The organism is Frankia casuarinae, assembly GCF_000013345.1.
Lineage (GTDB): Bacteria > Actinomycetota > Actinomycetes > Frankiales > Frankiaceae > Frankia > Frankia casuarinae.
The window spans coordinates 59,184-80,422 of the sequence record NC_007777.1 but is presented as its reverse complement, the minus strand read 5'-3'; the positions used below and the strand labels follow the sequence as shown (position 1 = coordinate 80,422).

The following is a 21,239-nucleotide window of genomic DNA, read 5'->3' as shown; positions in this document are numbered from 1 at the left end:
GGAGCAATCGACACCATCGGGGAGGTTGTCCACAGGACGCCAGTGTCCTGTGGACAACCTGTGGAAAAACGGCATGGCGACGTCCTGCTCGTGGGTCTACTGGTCGCCGCCACGATCGGGGTGCAGATCGCGCTGCGAGCCCGGATCGATCGTCCGCTCTGGTACGACGAGCTGTGGCGCCCGCACTTCGCGGGGGAACCGTGGCCGACGTTCTGGTCGGAGCTGACGGCGGCCAACACCCCGTCCTCGGTCGGCTCACTGGCACTGACCCGGCTGACCGGGACCATCCTCGGCTGGCACAGCTGGTCGCTCCGGCTCGTCGGAGCGGGAATCTGGCTACCGCTTCTCGCTACGGGCGGCTTCCTGCTCGCGCGGCGGTTCACCGGCCGGGTACCGGCCGTGGCCGCCACGGTGACGACCGCCCTCGCCGGCACCGTCGTCGACACCGGCACGCAGCTCAAGCCCTACGTCCTCGATGCGGTGGTCACCCTCGCGGTGGTCGCGCTGTGGACGGGACAGGCCACGCTCCCACGCCGGACCGCGGCCGGGGCGCTGGCGCTGCTGTCGCTGCCAGCGGTGTTTCTGCTGGTTCCCCTCGCTGGCTACGACCTGGTCCGCGCGGTGCCCCGACGCACCGTGGTGCGCACCGCCGGACGGGTGGGCCCCGCCCTCCTCCTGACCGGCACCCACATGATGATCTTTGTGGCGCACCAGTCCAGCCAACGGGCGAGCCATTTCTGGGACGATCACTTCCTCGCCGGTCGAGGGATCCTTGGCGGCCTGCGGTTCACGCTCGAACAGACCGGCGCGATTCTCGGTGGCGTCCCGCCCGGGATCGACCGTTATGACCCCAATCTGGTGCACTCCCTCCTCGAGGGGCATCGCCTCCCGACGCTGCTCGTCGGGACGGCCACGGCGGTTGCGCTGGCGCTCGGAGTCCGGGTACTGCGCCGGCGCCCCGACGGGATGATCCTTATCGTCGCCTTGGTCGGCGCCGAACTGCTCCAACTCGCGGCCAGCGCCGGACGCTACTGGCCCTTCGGGGCCTGTCGGACCAACCTGTTTCTGGTTCCGTTGCTCACCATCATCGTCGCGGTCGGCGTCGCCGACCTGGCCCGCACGGCCCAGACAGCCAGGCTGGTTGGGCCGGCGCGGCTTCCCGCGGCCGTCGGCCTGATCGCGCTGGCGGTGATGCCGGTCTGCGCGGTCGGCGGGACCGTCACGCTATGGGACGAACGCCACGATCCCCGTCCGATCGAGGCCATGGTCGACGCGACGATCGCCGCCCGCGCCGAGTATCGGGCGGGCGATCTCGTCATCGTCGGCGGCCGACTGGCACGGGCGGGCTGGCTCTACGCCATGGACCTCAGCGACGACGCATCGTCCGGGGAACCGCCGGTCGGGCCCCGGGTACCCCGATCGGCGACGACCTTCCTGAGCGTGATCGGGAAGGACGGCGCGGACGGCGCGGACAGCGCGATCCGCAGCCGCCCGCAACCGCCGAACCGGATCCTGCTGTTCATCCTCGCCTACGACCTCCGGGGCACGGCCGCCGAACTCGCGTCCCTGCGGCAGGCCGGATGGTGTGAGCAAGAGATCCGGACCTTTCCGCTCACCGGCACCCTGCACGGCCTCACCCGCTGCGCCCCGACGCCGCGGGGGGACTCGCGGTCGCCATCGGCTGTCCGATGAGAGCGGCCAGTGCCCCCCATTCCCGGTCACCGTCCGCCAACGACGCCGCGATGCGCTGCTGCAGCACGCCGACCTGGATCCGGGTGCCATCGAAGAGCTGCTTGCAGGACGCCGCAGCGGCGGCGTAGTCCCTGCCGCCGGCATCGAACCGCGCCTGCGCGGCCACGGTCGGCGGCACCGGCGCGGTCAGCGCCGCCTGCGTGTCGGTGCCGAGGGAGACACAGACGGGCTGCAGGGAAGCGCCGTCCTGGGCGGCCAGATACGCCCGGGCCGCCGCGACGTCCGTGGCGACCCGGGCCCGCAGACCCTCGCTGCCGTGGTACCAGGAGGCCAGCTCGGCAGAGTCGTTCGCGGTGGACACAGAATCGCCAGCGGTGGACACAGAATCGCCAGCGGTGGACGTGGGCAGCCCGGACGCCGGATCCGCACCGCCCGCCAGGGTCGCCGCTCCCCCGCCGATCACCAACACGATCGCGCCGAGGATGGCGAGCCGACTACCGAGGGGGTTCTGGAGCGGATCCGGTTCCCGCAACCACCCAGGTCGGCCGCTACGCCCCGCCATGCATCCCTCCGTCCTGGATCTACTCTGGGCGAAGGTTATGCCTCGGAGTGTTGCAGATCATCGGTGGGTGCGACCGTCAGCGTGCGGCCGTCAGCAGTTGGCGAGTTCGGGTTTCTGGTTGAGCACCTGCGCTCCGATCGAGACGAAACGCCGGTACTGCTCGCCACCGGCGGAGTCGTGCCACACCCAGCGCCTCCGAGATGAAAACCATTTTCAATAATGACAAACGGACGCGTGCCCATTCCCATCGACAGGCACGCCCAGCGCGACGAGGAGATGAGAAAGTGAGAACGTGGCCCGTACACCCCAAGAAGCTCATGGGTCCGAGCCGACCCCACGGCTGGCGCGCACCCCGGGCGGGACGGACGGCACAGTCGGGATGAGAGGCACGGACGGTAAGGGCGCCTCCGGCAACAGACTGAACCGACCAGACAGCCTGAACGGCGGCGAAGGGAGCAACGTGAGCACCGCGGGGAACGACACCAGGTCGGCCGGCGCGGGCCGGCCGGCCCGCGACCCCTGCAACCATCGGGATGAGACGGTGGAGCGCCGTCCGGCGCCGAGCCGGGGGACGGCCGTGCGTGCCACCCGGCAGGGCGACGCCGTCTCCGCCGCGCTTGCCGAGACCGACGCCTTTACCAGCGCCCAGGATCTGCACGCCCGGCTACGGGCGCAGGGCGCCGCGGTCGGGCTCACGACAGTGTACCGCCATCTGCAGGTGCTGGCCGACCGCGGCGAGGTCGACATGATCCGCCGGGACGACGGTGAGACGGTCTACCGGCGCTGTGCCTCCGACGACCATCACCATCACCTTGTCTGCCGCTCCTGCGGCCGGACGGTGGAGATCGCCGGACCGGAGATCGAGGCGTGGACCGCCAAGGTCGCCAACGCCGAGGGATTCGTCGACGTCGTGCACACCGTGGAGATCTACGGCACCTGCACCATCTGCGCGGCCCGACCAGCCACCTGAGCGAGGTTCCCGGCGGAGCACAGTGCGCGCGGCGGAGCACAGTGCGCGCGGCGGAGCACAGTGCGCGCGGCGGAGCACAGTGCGCGCAGCCGTCGGTCAGGGTGCCGTCGCCGAGAGGCCGGTGCAGGCGCGCAGAGCGTTCCAACTCGCCAGGGCCCGGGCTCCCGCGGCACCGGTCACCGGCTGGGGGATGCCCCCCACGATCCGGGCGGGTAGCCAGGCGGCGGCCGTGACCGCCCGGCCGGCGACGGTCAGTTCCAGCACCCCGGACTCGGTGTTCCGGCCGGCGCCGGAGGAATAGAACACGAAGTTCCCCAACCCGTAGCCGACGTACACTCCATCGGAGTTCCATCCAGCGCCCAACAGAACGTGGGCGTGGCTCCCGATGACGACGTCCGCGCCCGCGGCCGCCAGCCGGGGGAGCAGGGCGCGCTGTGCCTCGTTGGGGCACTGCTGCTGCTCGGTCCCCCAGTGCAGGAAGACGATGACCGTGTCCGCCGCGGCCCGCACGGCCCGCACGGCTCGCACCAGCCGATCGACCTCCTTGGCCGATGCCAGGCCGGGCTTGTGCGGACCCGCCGTCCAGGCCGCGATCAACTCGTCGTCGAGCACCTGGGTGGCCCCGAGGACGGCGATACGCTGCCCCTTGACCGTCGTCGTGTACGGGGCGTACGCGGCGGTGTCGTCCACGCCGATGCCGACGAGCGGGAAGTGCGCCTCCCGAGCGTAACGCAGCGAATCCTGCAGGCCTTCGATGCCGTAGTCCATGCCGTGGTTGTTGGCCATCGTGACAACGTCGATGCCGGCCGCCCGTACCGCGGTGAACGCGGTGGGCGAAGCCCGGAACACATACGCCTTCTGGGCCGCGGTGCCACGGTCCGTCACCGCCGTCTCCAGGTTCGCGATCGCAAGATCGGCCGCGCTCAGGGCCGCCGACATGGGTCCGATCGCCGTCCGCGGATCGGCGGCGAGCCGCTGACCGGGAGCACCCGCGAAGTGGATGTCGCCGCCGAAGGCGATGGTGACCGGCTGCCCCGTCGGCCGCCGCGGGCCGTCACCGACGGGGGCGGCTCCCCCGGCTCCCCCGGCTCCCCCGGTGGCCGCGGCTGAGGCGGAGGGACCGGTGGTGACGGGGGCACCATCGGCATGAGTCGTCGGCGTCGGCCTCGGATGGTCCTCGCCGTAGGGCACGGCGCAGGCCACGAACATGAATCCGACGATGACGGCGACGCCACCGGCGACGGCCGTGCGCCCGCGTCTGCACCGAACACGCCGAACACGCCGAACACGCCGGCTGACTGCACCCCGCTCCACCCCAGGCTCCCCCTCCGTGACGACCGCGCCACGACGAGCCACTCGCAAACCGGCCGCGTCCCGACCGTTCCCATGATCCCGAACTCGACCGCCGTGGTCCGTCCGAGGTCAGAGTGCCGACAGCACCGGTGCCAGTTCGCGCCACTGCCGACGCGGCAGCCCACGGCGGTCGAAGTCAAGCACCTGCACGGCCACCTGATCGGCCCCGGCGTCGAGATGCTCCTTGATCCGCCCGAGCAGGACGTCCGCGTCCCCCCAGGGGACGATCGTGTCGACCAGGCGGTCCGAGCCCGAGCCGGCGAGATCGTCGTCGTCGAACCCGAAGCGCCGCAGGTTCGTCGTGTAGTTCGGCAGCCGAAGATAGGACCCGGTGTGCCGGCGGGCGAGCTCACGGGCCTGTTCCGGATCGGTGTGCAAGACGAACGCCTGCTCGGGGACGAGCAGCTTGCCGGGCCCAAGGATGTCCCGGGCGGCAGCGGTGTGCTCGGGTGGCACGAAATAGGTGTGGGCGCCGTCGGCCCGGTCCCGGGCGAGGCCGAGCATCTTCGGACCGAGCGCGGCGAGCACCCGTGGCGGGACACCGGGCGGTGGCACGGCCCGGTACTGCTCGACCGCCATCCGGTCCATCTCGTCGAGGTACGCCGCCATCTGGGCGAGTGGGCGCGTGTAGGAGGCGCCCCGGATGTGCATCAGCTCGGCGTGGGACACCCCGAGCCCGAGCAGGAACCGGTCCGGGTACGCCTCGGCGAGGGCCAGCTGACCGGCGGTCATGGTGAGCGGGTTACGGGCGAGGATCTGCGCGATCCCGGTCGCGATCGTCATCCGGGAGGTGGCCGCGAGCGCCAGAGCGGCGGTGACCAGCACCTCGCGCCCCTTGACCTCACCGGTCCACAACGTCGGATAACCGAGATCGTCGAGTTCCGCGACCGCCTCCCGGACGACCGCGGCCGGGGAGAAGTCGAACTGGCCACTCCAGATCCCCACCTTGCCGATCTCACGCCGGGCCGGCGGGCGGCTCATGTGCTGCGCACTCGTCACCGCGCAACCGTACCGAGCAGGAACGATGGTCACTCGTCACGGCGGGACCGCCGGATCCGGTTGCCACTGTCCGTCCAAGGTCTATCGTTGGCAAGTGTGACGGAGCTCATGCAGCTGCTCACCCCGACCGGCCACCGGATCACCACCGCGTCCACGACGACGGCAGCCGGACCCGACGCGCCGGGACCCGATCCCTCCAGAGCCCGCGCCGGCGGGGTGGACGCCGCGGGAGCGGACCCGCCCCGGACAGCCGTCGATCTGGCCGCCCAGATCGCCGACCTGACCGACGACGACCTGTACGGGCTGTATCGGGACATGGTGTTCATCCGCCGGTTCGATGAGGAGGCGACCAGCCTGCAGCGCCAGGGCGAGCTGGGGCTGTGGGCGAGCCTGCGGGGCCAGGAGGCGGCCCAAGTCGGATCCGGCCGGGCGCTGAGGCCCGGCGACATGGTGTTCCCGTCGTACCGGGAACACGGGGTGGCCTGGTGCCGGGGAGTCAGGCCGAGGGAAATCCTGGCGATCTATCGCGGCACGACGCTCGGTGGCTGGGATCCGGGCACCCACGGGTGCGCCCTCTACTCGATCGTCGTGGGCTCGCAGGCACTGCATGCCACCGGCTACGCGATGGGAATCGCCCGGGACGGCACCAACGACGCGGCCATTGCGTACTTCGGTGACGGGGCGTCAAGCGAGGGCGATGTCAGCGAGGCGTTCGGATGGGCGAGCGTGTTCGCCGCCCCGCTGGTGTTCTTCTGCCAGAACAACCAGTGGGCCATCTCGGCACCTGCCCGGCGCCAGAGCCGGATCGAGATCGTCCACCGGGCCGCGGGCTTCGGTTTCCCGGGCGTGCGGGTGGACGGCAACGACGTGCTGGCGTGTCTCGCGGTGACCCGGTGGGCCCTGGCGACCGCGCGTGCCGGGCGTGGTCCGGTGCTGGTGGAGGCCGTGACCTACCGGATGAATCCACACACCACGGCAGACGATCCCAGCCGCTACCGTCCGAAGGGTGAACTGGACATGTGGCGTCGGCGTGATCCGTTGGACCGGATGCGCGCCTACCTGACGGCGCGGGGCCTGCTCACCGAGGAGAGTCTGCGGCAGCTGGCCATCGAGGCGGACTCCTTCGCGCACGAGCTGCGCGCGCAGTGCGTCGCGCTGCCGGATCCGATCCCGGCCAGCCTGTTCGACCATGTGCAGGTGGCTGAGAATGAACTCGTGACGGCCCAGCGATCGGCGTTGGCGGCCATGTTCGACGTGGAGGGGCCCGGCGTGGAGGACGAGATGGGCGTACCCGAGGGGAACCGGTGACCAGCGGGGCCGTCGTCGCCGGGGAGCAGCGCTCCGACGAGGTCGGTGAGCGGGTTGCCCGCGCCCCGGTCACCATGGCCAAGGCGTTGAACCTCGGGCTGCGTTCGGCGATGGCAGCCGATCCCAAGGTTTTGATCATGGGGGAGGACGTCGGCAAGCTCGGCGGGGTCTTCCGGGTGACCGACGGGCTGCAACAGGAGTTCGGCGAGGCCCGGGTCATCGACACCCCGCTGGCCGAGTCGGCGATCGTCGGCACGGCGATCGGGCTGGCCATGCGCGGTTACCGGCCGGTCTGTGAGATCCAGTTCGACGGGTTCGTCTATCCCGCGTTCGACCAGATCGTCAGCCAGCTCGCGAAGCTGCACTACCGGTCGGCCGGCCGGATCCGGCTGCCGGTGACGATCCGCATCCCCTTCGGCGGCGGGATCGGCGCCGTCGAGCATCACAGTGAGTCGCCGGAAGCGTACTTCTGTCACACCGCCGGCCTGAAGGTTGTCGCCTGCTCGAACCCGGTCGACGCCCATCACATGATCCAGCAGGCCATCCGGTCCGACGATCCGGTGATCTTCCTCGAACCGAAACGGCGGTACTGGGAGAAGGGCGTGGTCGACCCGCGCCCCCTCGCCGAACTGCCCGCGGGCGAGCTCACCCAGCTGCACGCCAGCCGGGTCGTGCGCACCGGCACGGACGCGACCCTCGTCGGCTATGGCCCCACCGTACGGACCTGCCTCGACGCCGCCGAGATCAGCGCGGCGGACGACAGCCGGTCGCTGGAGGTCATCGACCTGCGGACGCTCTCACCCCTGGACCTGGAACCCGTGCTCGACTCGGTACGCCGGACCGGCCGGCTGGTCGTGGTCCATGAGGCACCGTCCAACGTCTCGGTGTCGGCCGAGGTCGCCGCGCGGGTGACGGAGCGGGCGTTCTACTCCCTGGAGGCGCCGGTCCTGCGGGTCACCGGCTTCGACACCCCGTATCCCCCGGCCCGCCTCGAAGATCACTACCTCCCCGACGTCGACCGCATCCTCGACGCCGTGGACCGTTCTTTCGCGTACTGAGCGTACTGAGAAGCATGAGGACCGACCAACCGGCTATCTGACTGGGGTTACCGTGACGCAGCGACAGTTCCGGCTCCCTGACCTCGGCGAAGGTCTGACCGAGGCGGACATCGTCCGGTGGCTTGCCCAGGTCGGGGACACCGTCACGGTGAACCAGCCCCTCGTCGAGGTCGAGACCGCGAAGGCGGTCGTCGAGGTCCCCAGCCCGTTCGCCGGGATCCTGGTCGAGACCCACGGCGCCGAGGGAACGACCCTCGCGGTCGGCGCACCCCTGCTGACCATCCAGACCGCCGACACCGACACCTACGTCGACACCGACACCAACGCCGACGGGACGGGTGGGAACGGGACGGGTGCGAACAGCCTGCCGACATCCCGGGACGCTGGCAGCATCGAGCGCACCCCCGTCCTCGTGGGCTATGGACCGAGGACGGCCGAGAGCCGCCGGCGCCGCCCTCGACGACCACCTACGCCAGCCGGTCCGGTCCACACAGCCGGTCCGGTCCACACAGCCGGTCCGGTCCACACAGCCGGTCCGGTCCACACAGCCGGTCCGGTCCACACAGCCGGTCCGGTCCACACAGCCGGTCCGGTCCACACAGCCGGTCCGGTCCACACAGCCGGTCCGGTCCACACAGCCGGTCCGGTCCACACAGCCGGTCCGGTGCTCGCCAAACCGCCGGTCCGCAAGCTCGCCCGTGACCTCGGTGTCGACCTCGCATCCCTCGCCGGCACCGGCCCGGACGGCACGATCAGCCGGGCCGACGTCGAGGCCGCGGTGCGTGCCGCCGCCCGTACCGCGCCCCTCGCGGCGCCGCCCACGCGCGATGCCCCGCCGATCGGCGTCATCCCCGCCGGGGCCACCTTCTCCGCCGAGACGCGTACCTGGCACGTGCCTGTCACCGGCATCCGGCGGTCGATGGCGCAGGCGATGGTCGCCAGCGTCTCGGCTGCCCCGCATGTCACCGAGTTCCTCACCGTCGACGCGACGGCGACGATGGCCGCCCGGGACCGGATCGCGGCGCTGCCGGAGTTCACCGGGATCAAGATCACCCCATTGCTGTTCGTCGCCAGAGCCCTGCTCATCGCCGTTCGCCGACATCCGATGATCAACTCATCCTGGGTCGAGGACGCGGGCGGTGGCCGGCCGGAGAACGGTGGCCGGCCGGAGAACGGTGGCCGGCCGGAGATACATGTGTACGACCGGGTGAACCTCGGCATCGCCGTGGCGGGCCCGCGTGGGCTCGTCGTGCCCACCATCCCGGATGCCGGCCGGCTCGACGTCGTCGGGCTGGCTCACGCCCTGGCCGGCCTCACCACCGCGGCGAGGGCGGACCGGCTCAGCCCCGCGGATCTGCGCGGCGGCACGATCACCATCACCAACGTCGGCGTCCTCGGCGTCGACATCGGCACCCCGATCCTGAACCCGGGCGAAGCGGCGATCCTCGCCCTCGGCTCGATCCGACCGATGCCCTGGGTGCACGAGGGCCAGCTCACCGTGCGTACGGTGGTACAGCTGGCACTCTCGTTCGACCATCGCATCGTCGACGGCGCGCTGGGCTCCGCGGTCCTCGCCGACGTGGGTGCCGTCATCACCGATCCCACGGTGGCACTCGCCTGGTCCTGATCGACTCATCGGATCCACCAGTTGGCCACAAACGGGCACACTGCACGCAAGAGGGGCACACAACGGCCCAGATTCCGCTCCCTGGTACGGTTGCGCCTCTGACCGGCTTCCGGCACAAAGAGGTGGAACCATGACGCGAGTGGAGGCACTGCAGGCCGCGGACGAGTTCGTCGCCAAGGTTCTGACCTCCGCCAACTCCAGCGGCCGGTTCACCGGCACGCTCAACCTGGCTGAGCGGGTCGACCTCACCCTACGAGTGGCTCGGTTTCTGCTCGAGGGTCAGTCCTCCTCGGACGCCGACGACATCCTCAAGCGGGACATGCGCAACGAGCTCGATCAGGCGTTCCCGCCGCTACGCACCTCCTGAACCGACCATCCCGGCTCGCCCCCGCGGACGAGCGCCCGGCCGGGTTCCCTGGTCCGTCCCCACGGACCGTCCAGGGAACCGGACCGGGCGGTGGGCAGGCGGACCGGTGAACGAGCACGGTTCAGTGCGGCGACAGGGGGTGGTCCCCTTCGACGTGCACGTGGATGGCCGGCTGCCCGTCACCGTAGGTCGCCTCCGGATGGCGTGAGGGGTTCAGCCGACGATCCTCCTCGGGGGTCAGTCCCAGCTCGCGCCGGTGCGGGGCCTCGAACGGAGCGGACGGGTCGACGATGATGCCGTCATCGAGCGGTCTGGGCGCGGGCACGCCGTTCTCGACCGACTCTTCGACGATCTTCCTGCGCCACTGGTCGCGGTACAGGGTGAGGCCGAGCCCAATGGCGCTGACGCACATCAGGATGATGCCCACGGCCGTGATGTCGAGCCCGGACGGTTCGGAGCGGACCGCGAAGGCGAGGATGGCGCCGAGGGCCAAGAGTAAAAGACTCAACGGGATTCCCATACCGGTCCATATACCCTTCCGCGGCAAGAACGCAACCCCGCCGCGGCAACATCAGAACGCCTCCTCCGGCAGTTCCATGAGCCCGAGGCCGGTGGACTCCAGCGCTACCCGGCGCGCCGTCAACTCCGGTAGCACATTGGCCGCGAACCAGCGCGCGGCGGCCACCTTGCCCTGGTAAAAGGCGGCGTCCCGAGCGGGCCGGGCCCCGGCGGACGCCGGAGAATCCTGGGTCCGCAGGGCTACCTCGGCGCCGCGCAGGAGCAGCCATCCGATGATCAGGTCACCGAGGCTCATCAGCAGCCTCGTCGTATTCAGGCCGACCTTGTAGATCGCGGCGGCCTCCTCGGCGGCGCCGGTGAGGAACCCGACCAGCGAATTCACCATGCTCTGGACGTCCTCAAGGGCCACCCCCAGCGCCTCCCGCTCCGCCCGCAGCGCGCCGTTGCCGGCCTCGCCCTTCACGAACGTCTGGATCTCGCCCAGCACGGAGGCCAGCGCCTGCCCCTGGTCCCGGACGATTTTCCGGAAAAACAGGTCCTGGCCCTGGATCGACGTGGTGCCCTCGTAGAGAGTGTCGATCTTGGCATCGCGGATGTACTGCTCGATCGGATAGTCCTGCAGGTACCCGGAACCACCGAGGATCTGCAGTGAAGAGGCGAGCAGCTCGTAGGACCGTTCGGAGCCGACCCCCTTGACGATCGGGAGCAGCAGGTCGTTGATGCGTTCGGCGAGCTCGTCGGCCTCCCCCCGCTCGCCGGCCAGCGCAACCCGGTCCTGGAACGTCGCGGTGTAGAGCACCAGTGAACGCATGCCCTCCGCATACACCTTCTGCATCATCAGCATCCGGCGGACATCCGGGTGATGAATGATCGTGACACGCGGTGCCGTCTTGTCCGACGCGCGGGCCAGGTCCGCACCCTGGACGCGGGTGCGGGCGAACTCGAGCGCGTTGAGATATCCGGTGGACAGCGTGGCGATGGCCTTGCTGCCCACCATCATCCGGGCGTACTCGATCACCTGGAACATCTGGGCGATGCCCTCGTGGACGTCACCGACCAGCCAACCGACCGCCGGCGCCCGCTCACCGAACCGCAGCTCGCAGGTGGCGGAGACCTTCAGGCCCATCTTCTTCTCGATGTTCGTCACGTAGACGCCGTTACGGGCGCCGGGCGTGCCGGTCCGCGGATCGGGCATGAACTTCGGCACCACGAACATCGACAGGCCCTTACTCCCCGGGCCGTGCCCCTCCGGCCGGGCGAGCACGAGGTGGATGATGTTCTCCGGGACATCCCAGTCCCCGTTGGTGATGAACCGCTTCACGCCCTCGATGTGCCAGGTGCCGTCGGGCTGCTCGATCGCCCTGGTACGACCGGCCCCGACGTCGGAACCCGCGTCCGGCTCGGTGAGCACCATCGTCGCGCCCCAGTGCCGTTCGATGGCGAACTCGGCGAGCTGGCGCTGCCATTCGTTGCCGAGCCGGTGCAGGATCGCCGCGAACGTCGGCCCGGCCATGTACATGAAGATGGCCGGGTTCGCTCCGAGCAGCAGCTCCGAGGCCGCCCACGCGACGGTCGGAGACGCACCCAGCCCACCCAGGTGCGGCGGAAGGTAGAGCCGCCACCACTCACCGTCCAGAACGGCCTGGTAGGACTTCTTGAACGACTCCGGCAGGGTCACCGACCCGGTCGCCGGATCCAGGGTCGGTGGATGACGGTCGGCGTCGGTGAAGGACTCGGCAACGGGTCCGGAGGCGAGGTGATCGAGCTCGGCCAGCACCTCGCGCGCGGTCTCGGCGTCCATCTCCCCGAAGGGACCGGTGCCGAGCGTGCGATCGACCCCGAACACCTCGAACAGGTTGAACTCGATGTCTCGCAGATTGCTCCGGTAGTGGCCCATCAACGGCTCCTTCCCGGGACCGCCGGACACCGTGATCGGCCGATGCCGGCTAGCTACTCGTGAGTACGTTGTTCCCATGCTACTCACGAGTAACCCGTTGACAAGAGTGGCGGCTGGGAAGAAGTCGTCGCGATCCAACTTTTCTCCGACAAACGGGGAAGGCCCGGGGCCGGGCACGTCTACTCTTGCCACTCATGCGCGACCCGGCCACCCAGGAGGTACGGCTCGCGGTCGTCATGACCGGTGGCGCGAGCCTCGCCGTCTGGATGGGCGGGGTCGCCACCGAGATCAACCTTGCGACCAGCCCGGACCGTGACCGGGCCGACGACGCGGACGCCGCCGTCGCTGCCCGTTACGCCCGGCTGGCGACCATCCTCGACGTCGAGGTCAGTGTGGACGTACTCGCCGGCACCTCGGCCGGTGGCATCAACGCCGCCATGCTGGGCTACGCGAACACCCACCACGCCGATCTCACCCCGCTGCGGGACCTGTGGCTGTCCCTCGGCTCGTTTGACGCGCTCATGCGCACCCCCCACGAGAAGACGTATCCCTCGCTGCTGCACGGGGACACCGCCGTGCTGCCCGCGCTGCACACCGCCTTGACAGCGGTGGGGGAGACGGCCCGAGCCGGCATGGACCGAGCCGGCATGGACCGAGCCGGCATGGACCGAGCCGGCATGGACCGAGCCGGCATGGACCGAGCCGGCATGGACCGAGCCGGCATGGACCGCCCGACATCGGTCTTCATCACTACGACGATCCTGCGCGGCGAGGTCGCCGAGCACGCCGACTCACTCGGCGGCACCATGTACGACGTCGACCACCGGGGCCTGTTCGCCTTCGGCACGCAGGACCTGACCGACCCTGGCGCGGTCCCCCGTCTCGCCCTGGCCGCACGGGCCAGTTCCGCCTTTCCGGGCGCCTTCGAGCCGGCCTACGTGCCGGTGGGGCACGCCGTCGACGCCGCGCACCCGGACATGGCCCGCTACGTCAACGCCTCCCACGGATTCCACGCATCGGACGGCGGGATCCTGGTCAACCGCCCGATCGGACCGGCGCTGGCGGCCATCTTCGACCGGCCCGCCGAACGCCAAGTCCGTCGCGTGCTCGCCTACGTCGTGCCCTCGCCGCGGATGCCGGTACCGACGAATCCGGCGGCACCAACGAATCCGGCGGCACCAACCAGGACGTCCACACCGCCCGCCCTGCCTGTGCCACCCACGGTGATCCCCACCCTTCTCCAGGTGCTCGGCGCGGCGCTGAACCAGTCGATCGGTACAGATCTGGCGACGCTGCGCGACCACAACAGCGCCGTACGCGGTACGCGGGCGAACCGGCGACGGCTGCTGCGCCTCGCCCCGGCCGGTGGTCCCCGATTAGCGGACGAGAGCGTCTATGACGCCTACCGCCGCAGCCTGGCAGAGGAGATCGCCCCACCGGTGATCGAGGCGCTGCTGCGCGTCCTCGGTGGTCGGTTCGATCTGCCCCGTCCCCCGGACACCGAAGCGCTGCGCACCGACGCGGCCGGACCCGCCCGGATGACGAACGCCGCGGTCAACGCCGTGATCCAGATGCTTCCCGACCGGCTGCCGACCACGGCCGACCTCGCCGACCTGTGGCGGCTGGGCCGACCCGCGCTCGACGCCGCCAAGGGTCTACTGATCAACATGATCAACGAAGGGTACGTCCTCTCCCCCGAGCCGGCGGACCGGATCCGACTTGCCCGGCTCGCGGCGGCCGTGCACGGCGCATCGCACGCCACCATCCGGAACACCGACACCACCGACACCACAGCCACCACAGCCACCGCGGCCCTGCGGCCCGGCGTCTTCACGACGGTCAGCGAGACCCTCGGTGCGATGGCCGGGGCACCGCTGCTCGACGTCATCGCCGAGGCTGCCCGCCGCTGGTTGCGGACCGACCCGGAGGGCGACGCGGGGCAGGACGAGCTCACCCGGGCCTGGCGCTCCCTGGAGCGGATGATCGAGACCCTGCGGACCGAGCTCACCGATCTCGTGGACCGGCGGTCCCCCGCGGCCCGGCCTCCGGCGGGACCAGAGACCAGGCCCGAGGGTCTCAGCGTCGGCCAGCGCCGGGCGGTGGCGGCCCGGACCCTCGCGGACTTCGTCGGGTACCTCCCGTCGACTCCCGCGGACGCCCTGATCGCCGTGCTCGACGTGCACCTGGTCGAACGAAGCACCGGCGCCGCGGTCCTCGACCAACCGGTTGAGCTCGTCCAGATCAGCGCGGATCTACCGAACCGCCTCGATCCCGCCCGCGCACTGGCCGAGGAGAAGGTCACAGGCCTGCAGCTGGGAAACTTCGGCGCCTTCGCGAAGTCCTCGTGGCGGGCCAACGACTGGATGTGGGGACGGCTGGACGGTGCGGGCTGGCTGGTCCGGATCATGCTGGATCCACGCCGGCTCGTGATCCGCCGGGACACCGCCGTCCCCGCCGGTCACGCCCACGCCGCGGCGCTGGCCCGCCGGGGCTGGCTGGTGGATCTGGTCGACGATCTCACCGAGGTGGCCGGCATCCCGGCGCCGCGGGAGGTACTCGACGAGCTTGGCTTTCTGACCGATCCGGACGCCCCCGTGCCGCCGAACCTTCCGGTCACGGCGACCTGGGTCGCCGCCGGCATCCAACGGGACATCGCGGCCAAGGAGCTGGTGGGGGTCGCCGAGGCGGTGCGGCGCGACAACAAGGCCGGGGTCGATCCGCGGCCCACCGCCGACTTCCTCGCCGCCGTCGACCGGGCCCTGACCGTGGAACCGAGCCGGCCCGGGACGACGACCGGACCGGGGGCCTCGGCGGTACCGGAAGGGACAGGCTCCCCGAACCTGGACGAGCCGCGCGGCGCCGAGGTCATCTCGCTGGCCGCGGCCGTGGCCGCCAGGATCGCCGCGGGACAGACCGGTGCCCACCGGCCTGCCGGCGTCGACAGTTCGGCTCTGGCGCGCCGACCGCCCCGGCCACCCGGGCTCAGCGGCGTCCCCGTCACGCCCGGCGCGCTGCCCCCGCGAGCGGTGGACAAGGTACTCGAGGCCTGCCGCGTCTCGGACGAGCGCATCACCGACGCGGCGCAGGGCCCGGTTCTGGTGACCGCCCTGGCCCAGATCGTGGCCGTGGTCGTCGCCTGGGCCACATCGACCCGCCGGCTGCCACGGCCCCTGCGGCCGGTCGCGTTCCTCGCCCGGACCGTCACCCGTCTCGCCTTCGAGATGATCCGGGATGTCACGCACGGCCGGCGGCGGATGACGATCGCGGTGGGAACAGCGCTGGTCGGCCTCGGCACGGCCGGCGGGCTGACCGGTTCGGGCATCGTCGGCGGCCTGGGGATCGTCGTCGGCCTGATCGGCCTGCTGATGATCGGACTTACCGGCTGGCGGCACCTGCCCGGAGGACTGGCGGTCGTGAGAGCGGGGCTCATCGCGGTGTTCGCGGCGGCCGGTGTCGTTCCGGTGATCCATGACCGGCTCTTCCCCTGGCTACACGACGATGTCGTGCCCTACCTGGCCGATCATCCGTGGGCATGGGCGACCGTCTTCGGAGCCCTGGTGCTGCCGGCTCTCTGGTCCGTCGCCGAGGCCCTCACCACCCGCCGGGCCCGCCGCAACGGCTGATCATCCCGGCGACGTGGCGACGTGGCGACGTAGTTCAGGAGATGTCGGACCAGGTCAGGGTGCCCGTCGGGTCCCGAAGGCAGGACACCGGGCGGCCGGCGGAGTCCTGGACGATGCGCCCGACGTCCTCGGGGTCGCAGTTCCCGCCCTCATCCGGCCGAACCACGGGAGCCGGGGCGGGCGGCTCCGTGGACCATCGACCGATGCCGGCCGGGCCGGTCCCGCCGACGGGCGCGCAGAACAGCACAAGGCCGTTGACGGCGGTCGCGGGCGAGGTGTCCTCGGCGGGGGAACAGGCCTCTCCGACGAAGACGGAGGATGCTCGCGGAGTCGGCACCGGCAGTGACGCGACACCGTCCGGGGCGGCGGAGGTTCCGGAGGGGCCCGGCGCCCGTGAGACGTCAGGCGTCGCAGCCGCGGCGGAGGTCCCGAGCGCGCCCGGGCCGCCCGGGTCCTGAGACGACGCACTCGGCGTGACCACCGAGCCCGGCCGGGCGACCGAGCCGCCGGACCCACTCGACCCCGGCTCCGAGCATCCGACGACCAGCGCGAGCAGCAGCCCTCCGGCCACGGTCAGGCCGAGACGGCCACGGCCTCGAAGACCACCACGGCCTCGAAGACCGCCATACACGGCGTACCTCCCGTCGCACCTCGGGAGCCGGAGTCATACCCCGGTCCAGGCCGCCCGATCTCAAGACCTGTGTTCCAGCTTAGGTAACCTGCCGCTCACACCGTGGTCACTTGCCCGAACTGGGAGATCCGATCGTCCGCCGCCACGGGAACCAGCGTCCCGTCGACCTCCATCTCCGTCGCGACCTGGGCCAGCCGAACGGCGGGCCGCGCCGGCAGCGGCGCGGTGTCCGCCTGGGTCCCGAGCTCCACCCAGCCGACCAGCACCTCGTCCGACGTCAGCCCGAACGCCCCCCGGACCTCGGCGCTGTCCTGCATCGGCACCGACTTCCAGGCCGAGGCGACGCCGAGCGCGTGCGCGGCCAGGCAGATGTTCTGCGCCGCTGCCGCGGCCGAGGCGTCCTGCTCGGCGACCGGAACCTTCGAACCGACACGGGATGCGACGACGGCGATGAGCGCCGGGGAACGGGTGGCCTTGCCCGCGGTCTTGCGGATGACCGGCTCGGGCAACCCGCCGAGGGCCTCGGCGGCCCGCTTGATCGCCGCAGCCAGGGTGGCGCGGGCATCGCTCCGCACAACCACGAAGCGCCAGGGCCGCAGCATCTTGTGATCCGGCGCCGTGGTGGCGGCGCCAAGCATGATCATAATCTGCTCCACCGTCGGACCGGGTTCGACGAGCCGGGTCGCTGTGCGGCGCGTCATCAGGCAGGCGAGAGCGTCCATGAAAACTCCTCGGGGGATCGCGGTTCGGGGAGCCCCCGCGGGAAGTACCGATCTCCCGGCCGGCGACCGCGACCCAGCCAGCGGTGACAGCCGCCGGTGGATCTGGAACGGTGACAGGTTACCGTAGATATTGCCCCGCTCGGACCTCCGCCGGGAGGCTCTCGTCACCGCCGTCGTTGAAATAGACCATCTGGCCAAGCGATACGGGTCCCAGCGCGCCGTCCGGGACGTGAGTTTCACGGTGCGGGAAGGGAACATCACCGGTTTTCTGCGGCCGAACGGCTCCGGCAAGACAACGACGCTGCGCATCCTGCTGAGTCTGGTCACCCCTGGTTCCGGCAGTGTGCTGGTCTTCGGTGGCTGCGGGGCGGTCGAGGTGAACGCGGCCGGCTGGAGAGTAGTCGGCTGGGGAGTGTTGGCCCAGGTGGCGGCGCTCCTCGCGGTGCGGCGGGAGCTGCCGTCATGACCGCGCCAGGCTGGCCGCCGGCGGATGAGCCGTCCGGGTCGCGCCGTCCCGGCCGGGACCCGGCGGTGGCACCGGCGTGGGATGGGTCACCTCAGGCGCGTCGGGTACGCGCATCCCCCACCGCATCGGGTCGCGATCGGCCTACCATCCGGCACATGGTGCCGTGCCCGACATGCGCGGAGGACAACCACGAGCGGGCCCGCTTCTGCTCCGGATGTGGGAACCCCCTTCCCACCCCGGGGAGCGGCGCCCGGAAGACCGTGACGATCATGTTCGTGGACATCACCGGGTCCACCGACATCGGCGAGAGAATCGACTCCGAACCGCTGCAGCAGGTCATGTGGCGGTTCTTCACCACCGTCCGTGAAGTGATCTACATCCACGGCGGATCGGTCGAGAAGTTCATCGGCGACGCCGTCTTCGCCGTCTTCGGCATTCCCGTGCTGCACGAGGACGACGCGCTGCGCGCGGTTCGCGCCGCCCTCGACATCCGGGCGGCGATGGAGGCGCTCAATGCCGACCTGCAGCGCGAGTGGGGCCTGAAACTGCGGGTGCGGATCGGGATCAACACCGGCGAGGTGACCGTCGCAGGCGGTGGCGTCACCGGCGATCCGGTGAACGTCGCCTCCCGGCTGGAACACGCCGCTCCCCCCGACGAGATCCTCATCGGGGACACCACCTACCGCTTCATCCGGCACAGCGTCACGGTAAGCCCGCTCGGCCCCCTGGTCGTCCAGGGCAAGCGCGACCCGCTGCGGGTGCACCGGTTGATCGGGCTGGTAGACCCGACCGCGGGTCCCGGCAGCCGGGCCCCGACCCACGGCTTCACCGCCCCGGTCATCGGGCGTAACCGGGAACGCCGCCGGCTGCAGGACGCCTTCGAGGCCGTGGTCGAGGAACGCACCTGCCACCTGTTCACCGTGCTGGGCCCGGCGGGCATCGGCAAGTCCCGGATGGTCGGCGAGTTCTGCGCGGCCATGGCGAACCGGGCGACCGTGCTCACCGGGCGTTGCCTGTCCTACGGCGAGGGCATCGCCTACTGGCCGCTGATGGAGATGGTGCGCCAGGCCACTGGTCTGTCCGCTGACGAGAGCGCCCCGGACGGGCGGCGTCGGCTGCGGGAACTGCTCGACGGTGTCACCCAGGCGGCGGAGATCGTCGAGGCGCTCGCGCCCCTGGTGGGGCTGGGCGGCGCGGAACTCGGTCCGCAGGAAAGCTTCTGGGCCGTCCGGTCCTTCTTCCAGGCGCTGGCGGCCCGACGCCCGCTGATCCTGTGGTTCGACGACGTGCACTGGGCCGAGCCGACCCTGCTCGACCTGCTGGAGAACATCGCCGACTGGTCCCGCGACGCCCCCATCATGCTGCTGTGCCTGGCCCGCCCGGAACTGCTGGAGGAGCGGCGGGACTGGGGAGGCGGCAAGCTCAACGCCACCTCGATGCTGCTGGCGCCGCTGACCGAGGCGCGCTGCCAGCGCCTGATCCGCACCCTGATGGGCTCCGACGACCTCGACCCGGCCCTCGTCTCCCGGATCACTACCTCCGCGGCCGGCAACCCACTGTTCGTCGAGCAGATGGTGGCGGCCCTCGTCGACGACGGCCTGCTGCGCCGGGAGGGCAGCCGGTGGATCGCCACCGGCAGCCTGCGCAACGTGACGGTGCCGCCGACCATCTCGTCCCTGCTCGCGGCCCGGCTCGACCGGCTCGACCCGCCCGAACGGCGGGTCCTTGAACGCGCCGCCATCGTGGGGGAACGCTTCTACCTCGACGCTGTCATCGACCTGTCGGACCCGAGCGAACAGCCGATGGTCGCCGCCCACTGTCTGAGCCTGGTCCGCAAGGAACTGGTGCATCCGGACCGGTCCGACCTGCCCGGCGTCGAGGCGTTTCGGTTCCTGCACGTGCTGCTGCGCGACTGCGCCTACCAGTCCACCGCCAAACGGCAGCGCGCCGATCTGCACCAGCGGTTCGCCCAGTGGCTGCAGACCCGGCTGGAGGGTGGCCCCGGTGAGCACGACGAACTGGTCGGCTACCATCTGGAGCAGGCGTTTCGTTACCGGGTGGAGATCGGGCAGCGCGACACCGAGACGATCGAGCTGGGCCGATCCGCGGCGACCTGTCTGATCGAGGCGGCGGACCGGGTGCGCCAGGGCGACGAGACCGGCGCGGCCCAGCTGCTCAAGCGGGCCATCACCCTGCTGCCCGAGACGGACCCACTGCGGCTACGGGCCGAGATCGACCTCGGCTGGGCGCTGTACTCGTTCGGCCGGCTCTCCGACGCCGAGCGCATCCTGCGCCAGGTGACCGAGCGGGCCCGGCGCGCCGGGGAGGAGGGCCTGCGGGCCCACGCCCGGCTCGCGTACCTGCGGGTGCTGTTCTCCACCGATCCGGAGGGCCTGGTCGCCAGGACGCTGACCGAAGCCGCGGTGTGCCTGACCAACTTCGTGCAGGCCGGCGACGAGGTCGGCGCGGCGCTCGCCTGCCGCAGCCAGGCCAATGCCTACCTGGCGGCCGGGCAGTTCGCCGCGGCCGAGCGGGCGATGGAGAACGCCGTCCGGCACGCGGAGGAGTCCGGCGTGCCCCGGGCCGCGCAGTCGCTGCGCCGCGAGCTCACCATGCTCATGAGTTGGGGGCCCCGGCCGGTCGCCGTCGGGATCACCCGGGCGAACGAGGCCCTCGACGCCGCCGGCGACGACCGGGCTCTGCGTCGGGCCGTGCTCGCCCAGCTCGCGGTCCTCACCGCCATGTCGGGGGATCTGGAGGGCGCGCGGATCCATCTCAAGGCGACCGAGGAGATCGTTCACGACCTGCGCGCCCCGCGGACCGACCCCTTTCATGGCGGGTTCGTCGTGGCCCGGGTGGCGCTGCTCGCCGACGAGCTGGCAGTCGCCGAGCGGGAGCTGCGGCGAAGCTGCCGGCAGCTGTCCCGGATGGGGGAACGCGCGTTCCTGGCCAACCGGGCCGCGGCACTCGCCGACGTTCTCGTCCGGCTCGGCAAGGTTGACGACGCGGGCAAGTATGTCACCCGGTGTCGGGACGCCGCCGCCGCCGACCAGCTACCGGCCCAGGCCGGATGGTGCGGGGTCCACGCGAAGCTCCTGGCGCTGCGCGGCCGCGATGCCGAGGCCCTCCGGTTCGCCGACACCGCCGTCGATCTCGCCAGCCGCACCGACGACGTCGACGGCCAGGGACATGCGCTGCTGTCCCGCGCCGAGGTTCTCTACCGGGCCGGCCGCAAGGACGACGCCGCCGAGAGCCTGGAGGCTGGCATCACCCGGTATCTGCACCGGGGCAACGTCGCCGCGGCAAACCTCGGCCGCCGGCTGTTCGACGCGCTCGACGGTCCCCCGCCGGGAACCGGAGGCCCCCCACCAGGGACGGGAGACCCCTCAGCAGGGACGGGAGACCCCTCGCCAGGAACTGGCTAGCGGGGGTCCGCGCCCGCGCG

Annotated in this window: 17 protein-coding genes; 9 read left to right on the top strand and 8 right to left on the bottom strand. The window is 71.2% G+C overall.

Annotated features, from left to right (window positions below):
• Positions 1–60: 60 nt before the first annotated feature.
• Complete coding sequence (locus FRANCCI3_RS00310) at positions 61–1,692, top strand: hypothetical protein (protein ID WP_108913668.1); 1,632 nt, start codon at positions 61–63, stop codon at positions 1,690–1,692.
• On the opposite strand, the gene FRANCCI3_RS00305 is transcribed toward FRANCCI3_RS00310, so the two are convergent.
• Both FRANCCI3_RS00305 and FRANCCI3_RS28835 read right to left on the bottom strand, forming a co-directional pair.
• Positions 1,634–2,254, bottom strand: a complete 621-nt coding sequence (locus tag FRANCCI3_RS00305; RefSeq protein WP_011434538.1) for a hypothetical protein — start codon at positions 2,252–2,254, stop codon at positions 1,634–1,636. The two genes, FRANCCI3_RS00310 and FRANCCI3_RS00305, sit on opposite strands and share 59 nt — an antisense overlap.
• 90 nt (positions 2,255–2,344) lie before the next feature.
• On the bottom strand, positions 2,345–2,440 hold the full coding sequence (locus FRANCCI3_RS28835; RefSeq protein WP_023840601.1) for a hypothetical protein: 96 nt from the start codon (positions 2,438–2,440) through the stop codon (positions 2,345–2,347).
• A 274-nt stretch (positions 2,441–2,714) separates the two neighbouring features.
• Between FRANCCI3_RS28835 and FRANCCI3_RS00300 the strand changes: the two genes are divergently transcribed.
• Positions 2,715–3,224 carry a Fur family transcriptional regulator gene (locus tag FRANCCI3_RS00300; RefSeq protein WP_369807835.1) on the top strand — a complete coding sequence of 170 codons (510 nt, stop codon included), beginning with the start codon at positions 2,715–2,717 and terminating at the stop codon, positions 3,222–3,224.
• 96 nt (positions 3,225–3,320) lie between these two features.
• Here FRANCCI3_RS00300 and FRANCCI3_RS00295 read toward each other — a convergent pair whose 3' ends face one another.
• Positions 3,321–4,538 carry a CapA family protein gene (locus FRANCCI3_RS00295; protein ID WP_011434536.1) on the bottom strand — a complete coding sequence of 406 codons (1,218 nt, stop codon included), beginning with the start codon at positions 4,536–4,538 and terminating at the stop codon, positions 3,321–3,323.
• A gap of 108 nt (positions 4,539–4,646) precedes the next feature.
• Positions 4,647–5,558 (bottom strand): LLM class F420-dependent oxidoreductase, encoded by a 912-nt coding sequence (locus FRANCCI3_RS00290; RefSeq protein ID WP_011434535.1) that lies wholly within the window; start codon positions 5,556–5,558, stop codon positions 4,647–4,649.
• Between the two features lie 126 nt (positions 5,559–5,684).
• Here FRANCCI3_RS00290 and pdhA point away from each other — a divergent pair, with 126 nt between their 5' ends.
• From pdhA to FRANCCI3_RS00270, 4 genes are all read left to right on the top strand, one after another.
• The gene (gene pdhA / locus FRANCCI3_RS00285; protein WP_011434534.1) at positions 5,685–6,884 is read left to right on the top strand and encodes a pyruvate dehydrogenase (acetyl-transferring) E1 component subunit alpha; all 1,200 of its coding nucleotides are present in this window, start codon (positions 5,685–5,687) and stop codon (positions 6,882–6,884) included.
• Positions 6,881–7,942, top strand: coding sequence for an alpha-ketoacid dehydrogenase subunit beta (locus FRANCCI3_RS00280; protein WP_011434533.1), 1,062 nt, complete (start codon positions 6,881–6,883; stop codon positions 7,940–7,942). Before pdhA ends, FRANCCI3_RS00280 begins: the two co-directional genes overlap by 4 nt.
• Before the next feature lie 52 nt (positions 7,943–7,994).
• Positions 7,995–9,569 (top strand): dihydrolipoamide acetyltransferase family protein, encoded by a 1,575-nt coding sequence (locus tag FRANCCI3_RS00275; RefSeq protein ID WP_011434532.1) that lies wholly within the window; start codon positions 7,995–7,997, stop codon positions 9,567–9,569.
• Positions 9,570–9,699: 130 nt separating this feature from the next.
• Positions 9,700–9,936, top strand: coding sequence for a hypothetical protein (locus FRANCCI3_RS00270; RefSeq protein WP_011434531.1), 237 nt, complete (start codon positions 9,700–9,702; stop codon positions 9,934–9,936).
• Between the two features lie 121 nt (positions 9,937–10,057).
• Here the strand turns inward: FRANCCI3_RS00270 and FRANCCI3_RS00265 are convergent, their stop codons facing one another.
• Both FRANCCI3_RS00265 and FRANCCI3_RS00260 read right to left on the bottom strand, forming a co-directional pair.
• A complete protein-coding gene (locus FRANCCI3_RS00265) occupies positions 10,058–10,444 on the bottom strand; it encodes a hypothetical protein (protein ID WP_232234807.1) in 387 nt (128 codons plus the stop codon).
• A 63-nt stretch (positions 10,445–10,507) separates the two neighbouring features.
• Entirely contained in the window at positions 10,508–12,352 is a 1,845-nt protein-coding gene (locus tag FRANCCI3_RS00260; RefSeq protein ID WP_011434529.1) for an acyl-CoA dehydrogenase, read from the bottom strand.
• 194 nt (positions 12,353–12,546) lie between these two features.
• On the opposite strand from FRANCCI3_RS00260, the gene FRANCCI3_RS00255 reads away from it, so the two are divergent.
• On the top strand, positions 12,547–15,975 hold the full coding sequence (locus tag FRANCCI3_RS00255) for a patatin-like protein (protein WP_011434528.1): 3,429 nt from the start codon (positions 12,547–12,549) through the stop codon (positions 15,973–15,975).
• A 34-nt stretch (positions 15,976–16,009) separates the two neighbouring features.
• Here FRANCCI3_RS00255 and FRANCCI3_RS00250 read toward each other — a convergent pair whose 3' ends face one another.
• Together FRANCCI3_RS00250 and FRANCCI3_RS00245 are read right to left on the bottom strand one after the other, a co-directional pair.
• The gene (locus tag FRANCCI3_RS00250; protein WP_011434527.1) at positions 16,010–16,606 is read right to left on the bottom strand and encodes a hypothetical protein; all 597 of its coding nucleotides are present in this window, start codon (positions 16,604–16,606) and stop codon (positions 16,010–16,012) included.
• A 95-nt stretch (positions 16,607–16,701) separates the two neighbouring features.
• A complete protein-coding gene (locus FRANCCI3_RS00245) occupies positions 16,702–17,328 on the bottom strand; it encodes a nitroreductase family protein (protein ID WP_011434526.1) in 627 nt (208 codons plus the stop codon).
• A gap of 130 nt (positions 17,329–17,458) precedes the next feature.
• Between FRANCCI3_RS00245 and FRANCCI3_RS00240 the strand changes: the two genes are divergently transcribed.
• Positions 17,459–17,794: an ATP-binding cassette domain-containing protein gene (locus tag FRANCCI3_RS00240; protein ID WP_011434525.1), complete on the top strand. Its 336-nt coding sequence runs from the start codon at positions 17,459–17,461 to the stop codon at positions 17,792–17,794.
• Between the two features lie 155 nt (positions 17,795–17,949).
• Positions 17,950–21,219, top strand: a complete 3,270-nt coding sequence (locus FRANCCI3_RS00235) for an adenylate/guanylate cyclase domain-containing protein (protein WP_237704554.1) — start codon at positions 17,950–17,952, stop codon at positions 21,217–21,219.
• The last annotated feature ends 20 nt before the right edge of the window (positions 21,220–21,239 follow it).

What these genes read in the sequence shown, in the direction of transcription:
- FRANCCI3_RS00305 (WP_011434538.1), bottom strand. Translation starts at nt 2,254, where the DNA reads ATGGCGGGGCGTAGCGGCCGACCTGGGTGGTTGCGGGAACCGGATCCG.
- FRANCCI3_RS00290 (WP_011434535.1), bottom strand. Translation starts at nt 5,558, where the DNA reads ATGAGCCGCCCGCCGGCCCGGCGTGAGATCGGCAAGGTGGGGATCTGG.
- pdhA (WP_011434534.1), top strand. Translation starts at nt 5,685, where the DNA reads ATGCAGCTGCTCACCCCGACCGGCCACCGGATCACCACCGCGTCCACG.
- FRANCCI3_RS00270 (WP_011434531.1), top strand. Translation starts at nt 9,700, where the DNA reads ATGACGCGAGTGGAGGCACTGCAGGCCGCGGACGAGTTCGTCGCCAAG.
- FRANCCI3_RS00260 (WP_011434529.1), bottom strand. Translation starts at nt 12,352, where the DNA reads ATGGGCCACTACCGGAGCAATCTGCGAGACATCGAGTTCAACCTGTTC.
- FRANCCI3_RS00255 (WP_011434528.1), top strand. Translation starts at nt 12,547, where the DNA reads ATGCGCGACCCGGCCACCCAGGAGGTACGGCTCGCGGTCGTCATGACC.
- FRANCCI3_RS00245 (WP_011434526.1), bottom strand. Translation starts at nt 17,328, where the DNA reads ATGGACGCTCTCGCCTGCCTGATGACGCGCCGCACAGCGACCCGGCTC.
- FRANCCI3_RS00235 (WP_237704554.1), top strand. Translation starts at nt 17,950, where the DNA reads ATGGTGCCGTGCCCGACATGCGCGGAGGACAACCACGAGCGGGCCCGC.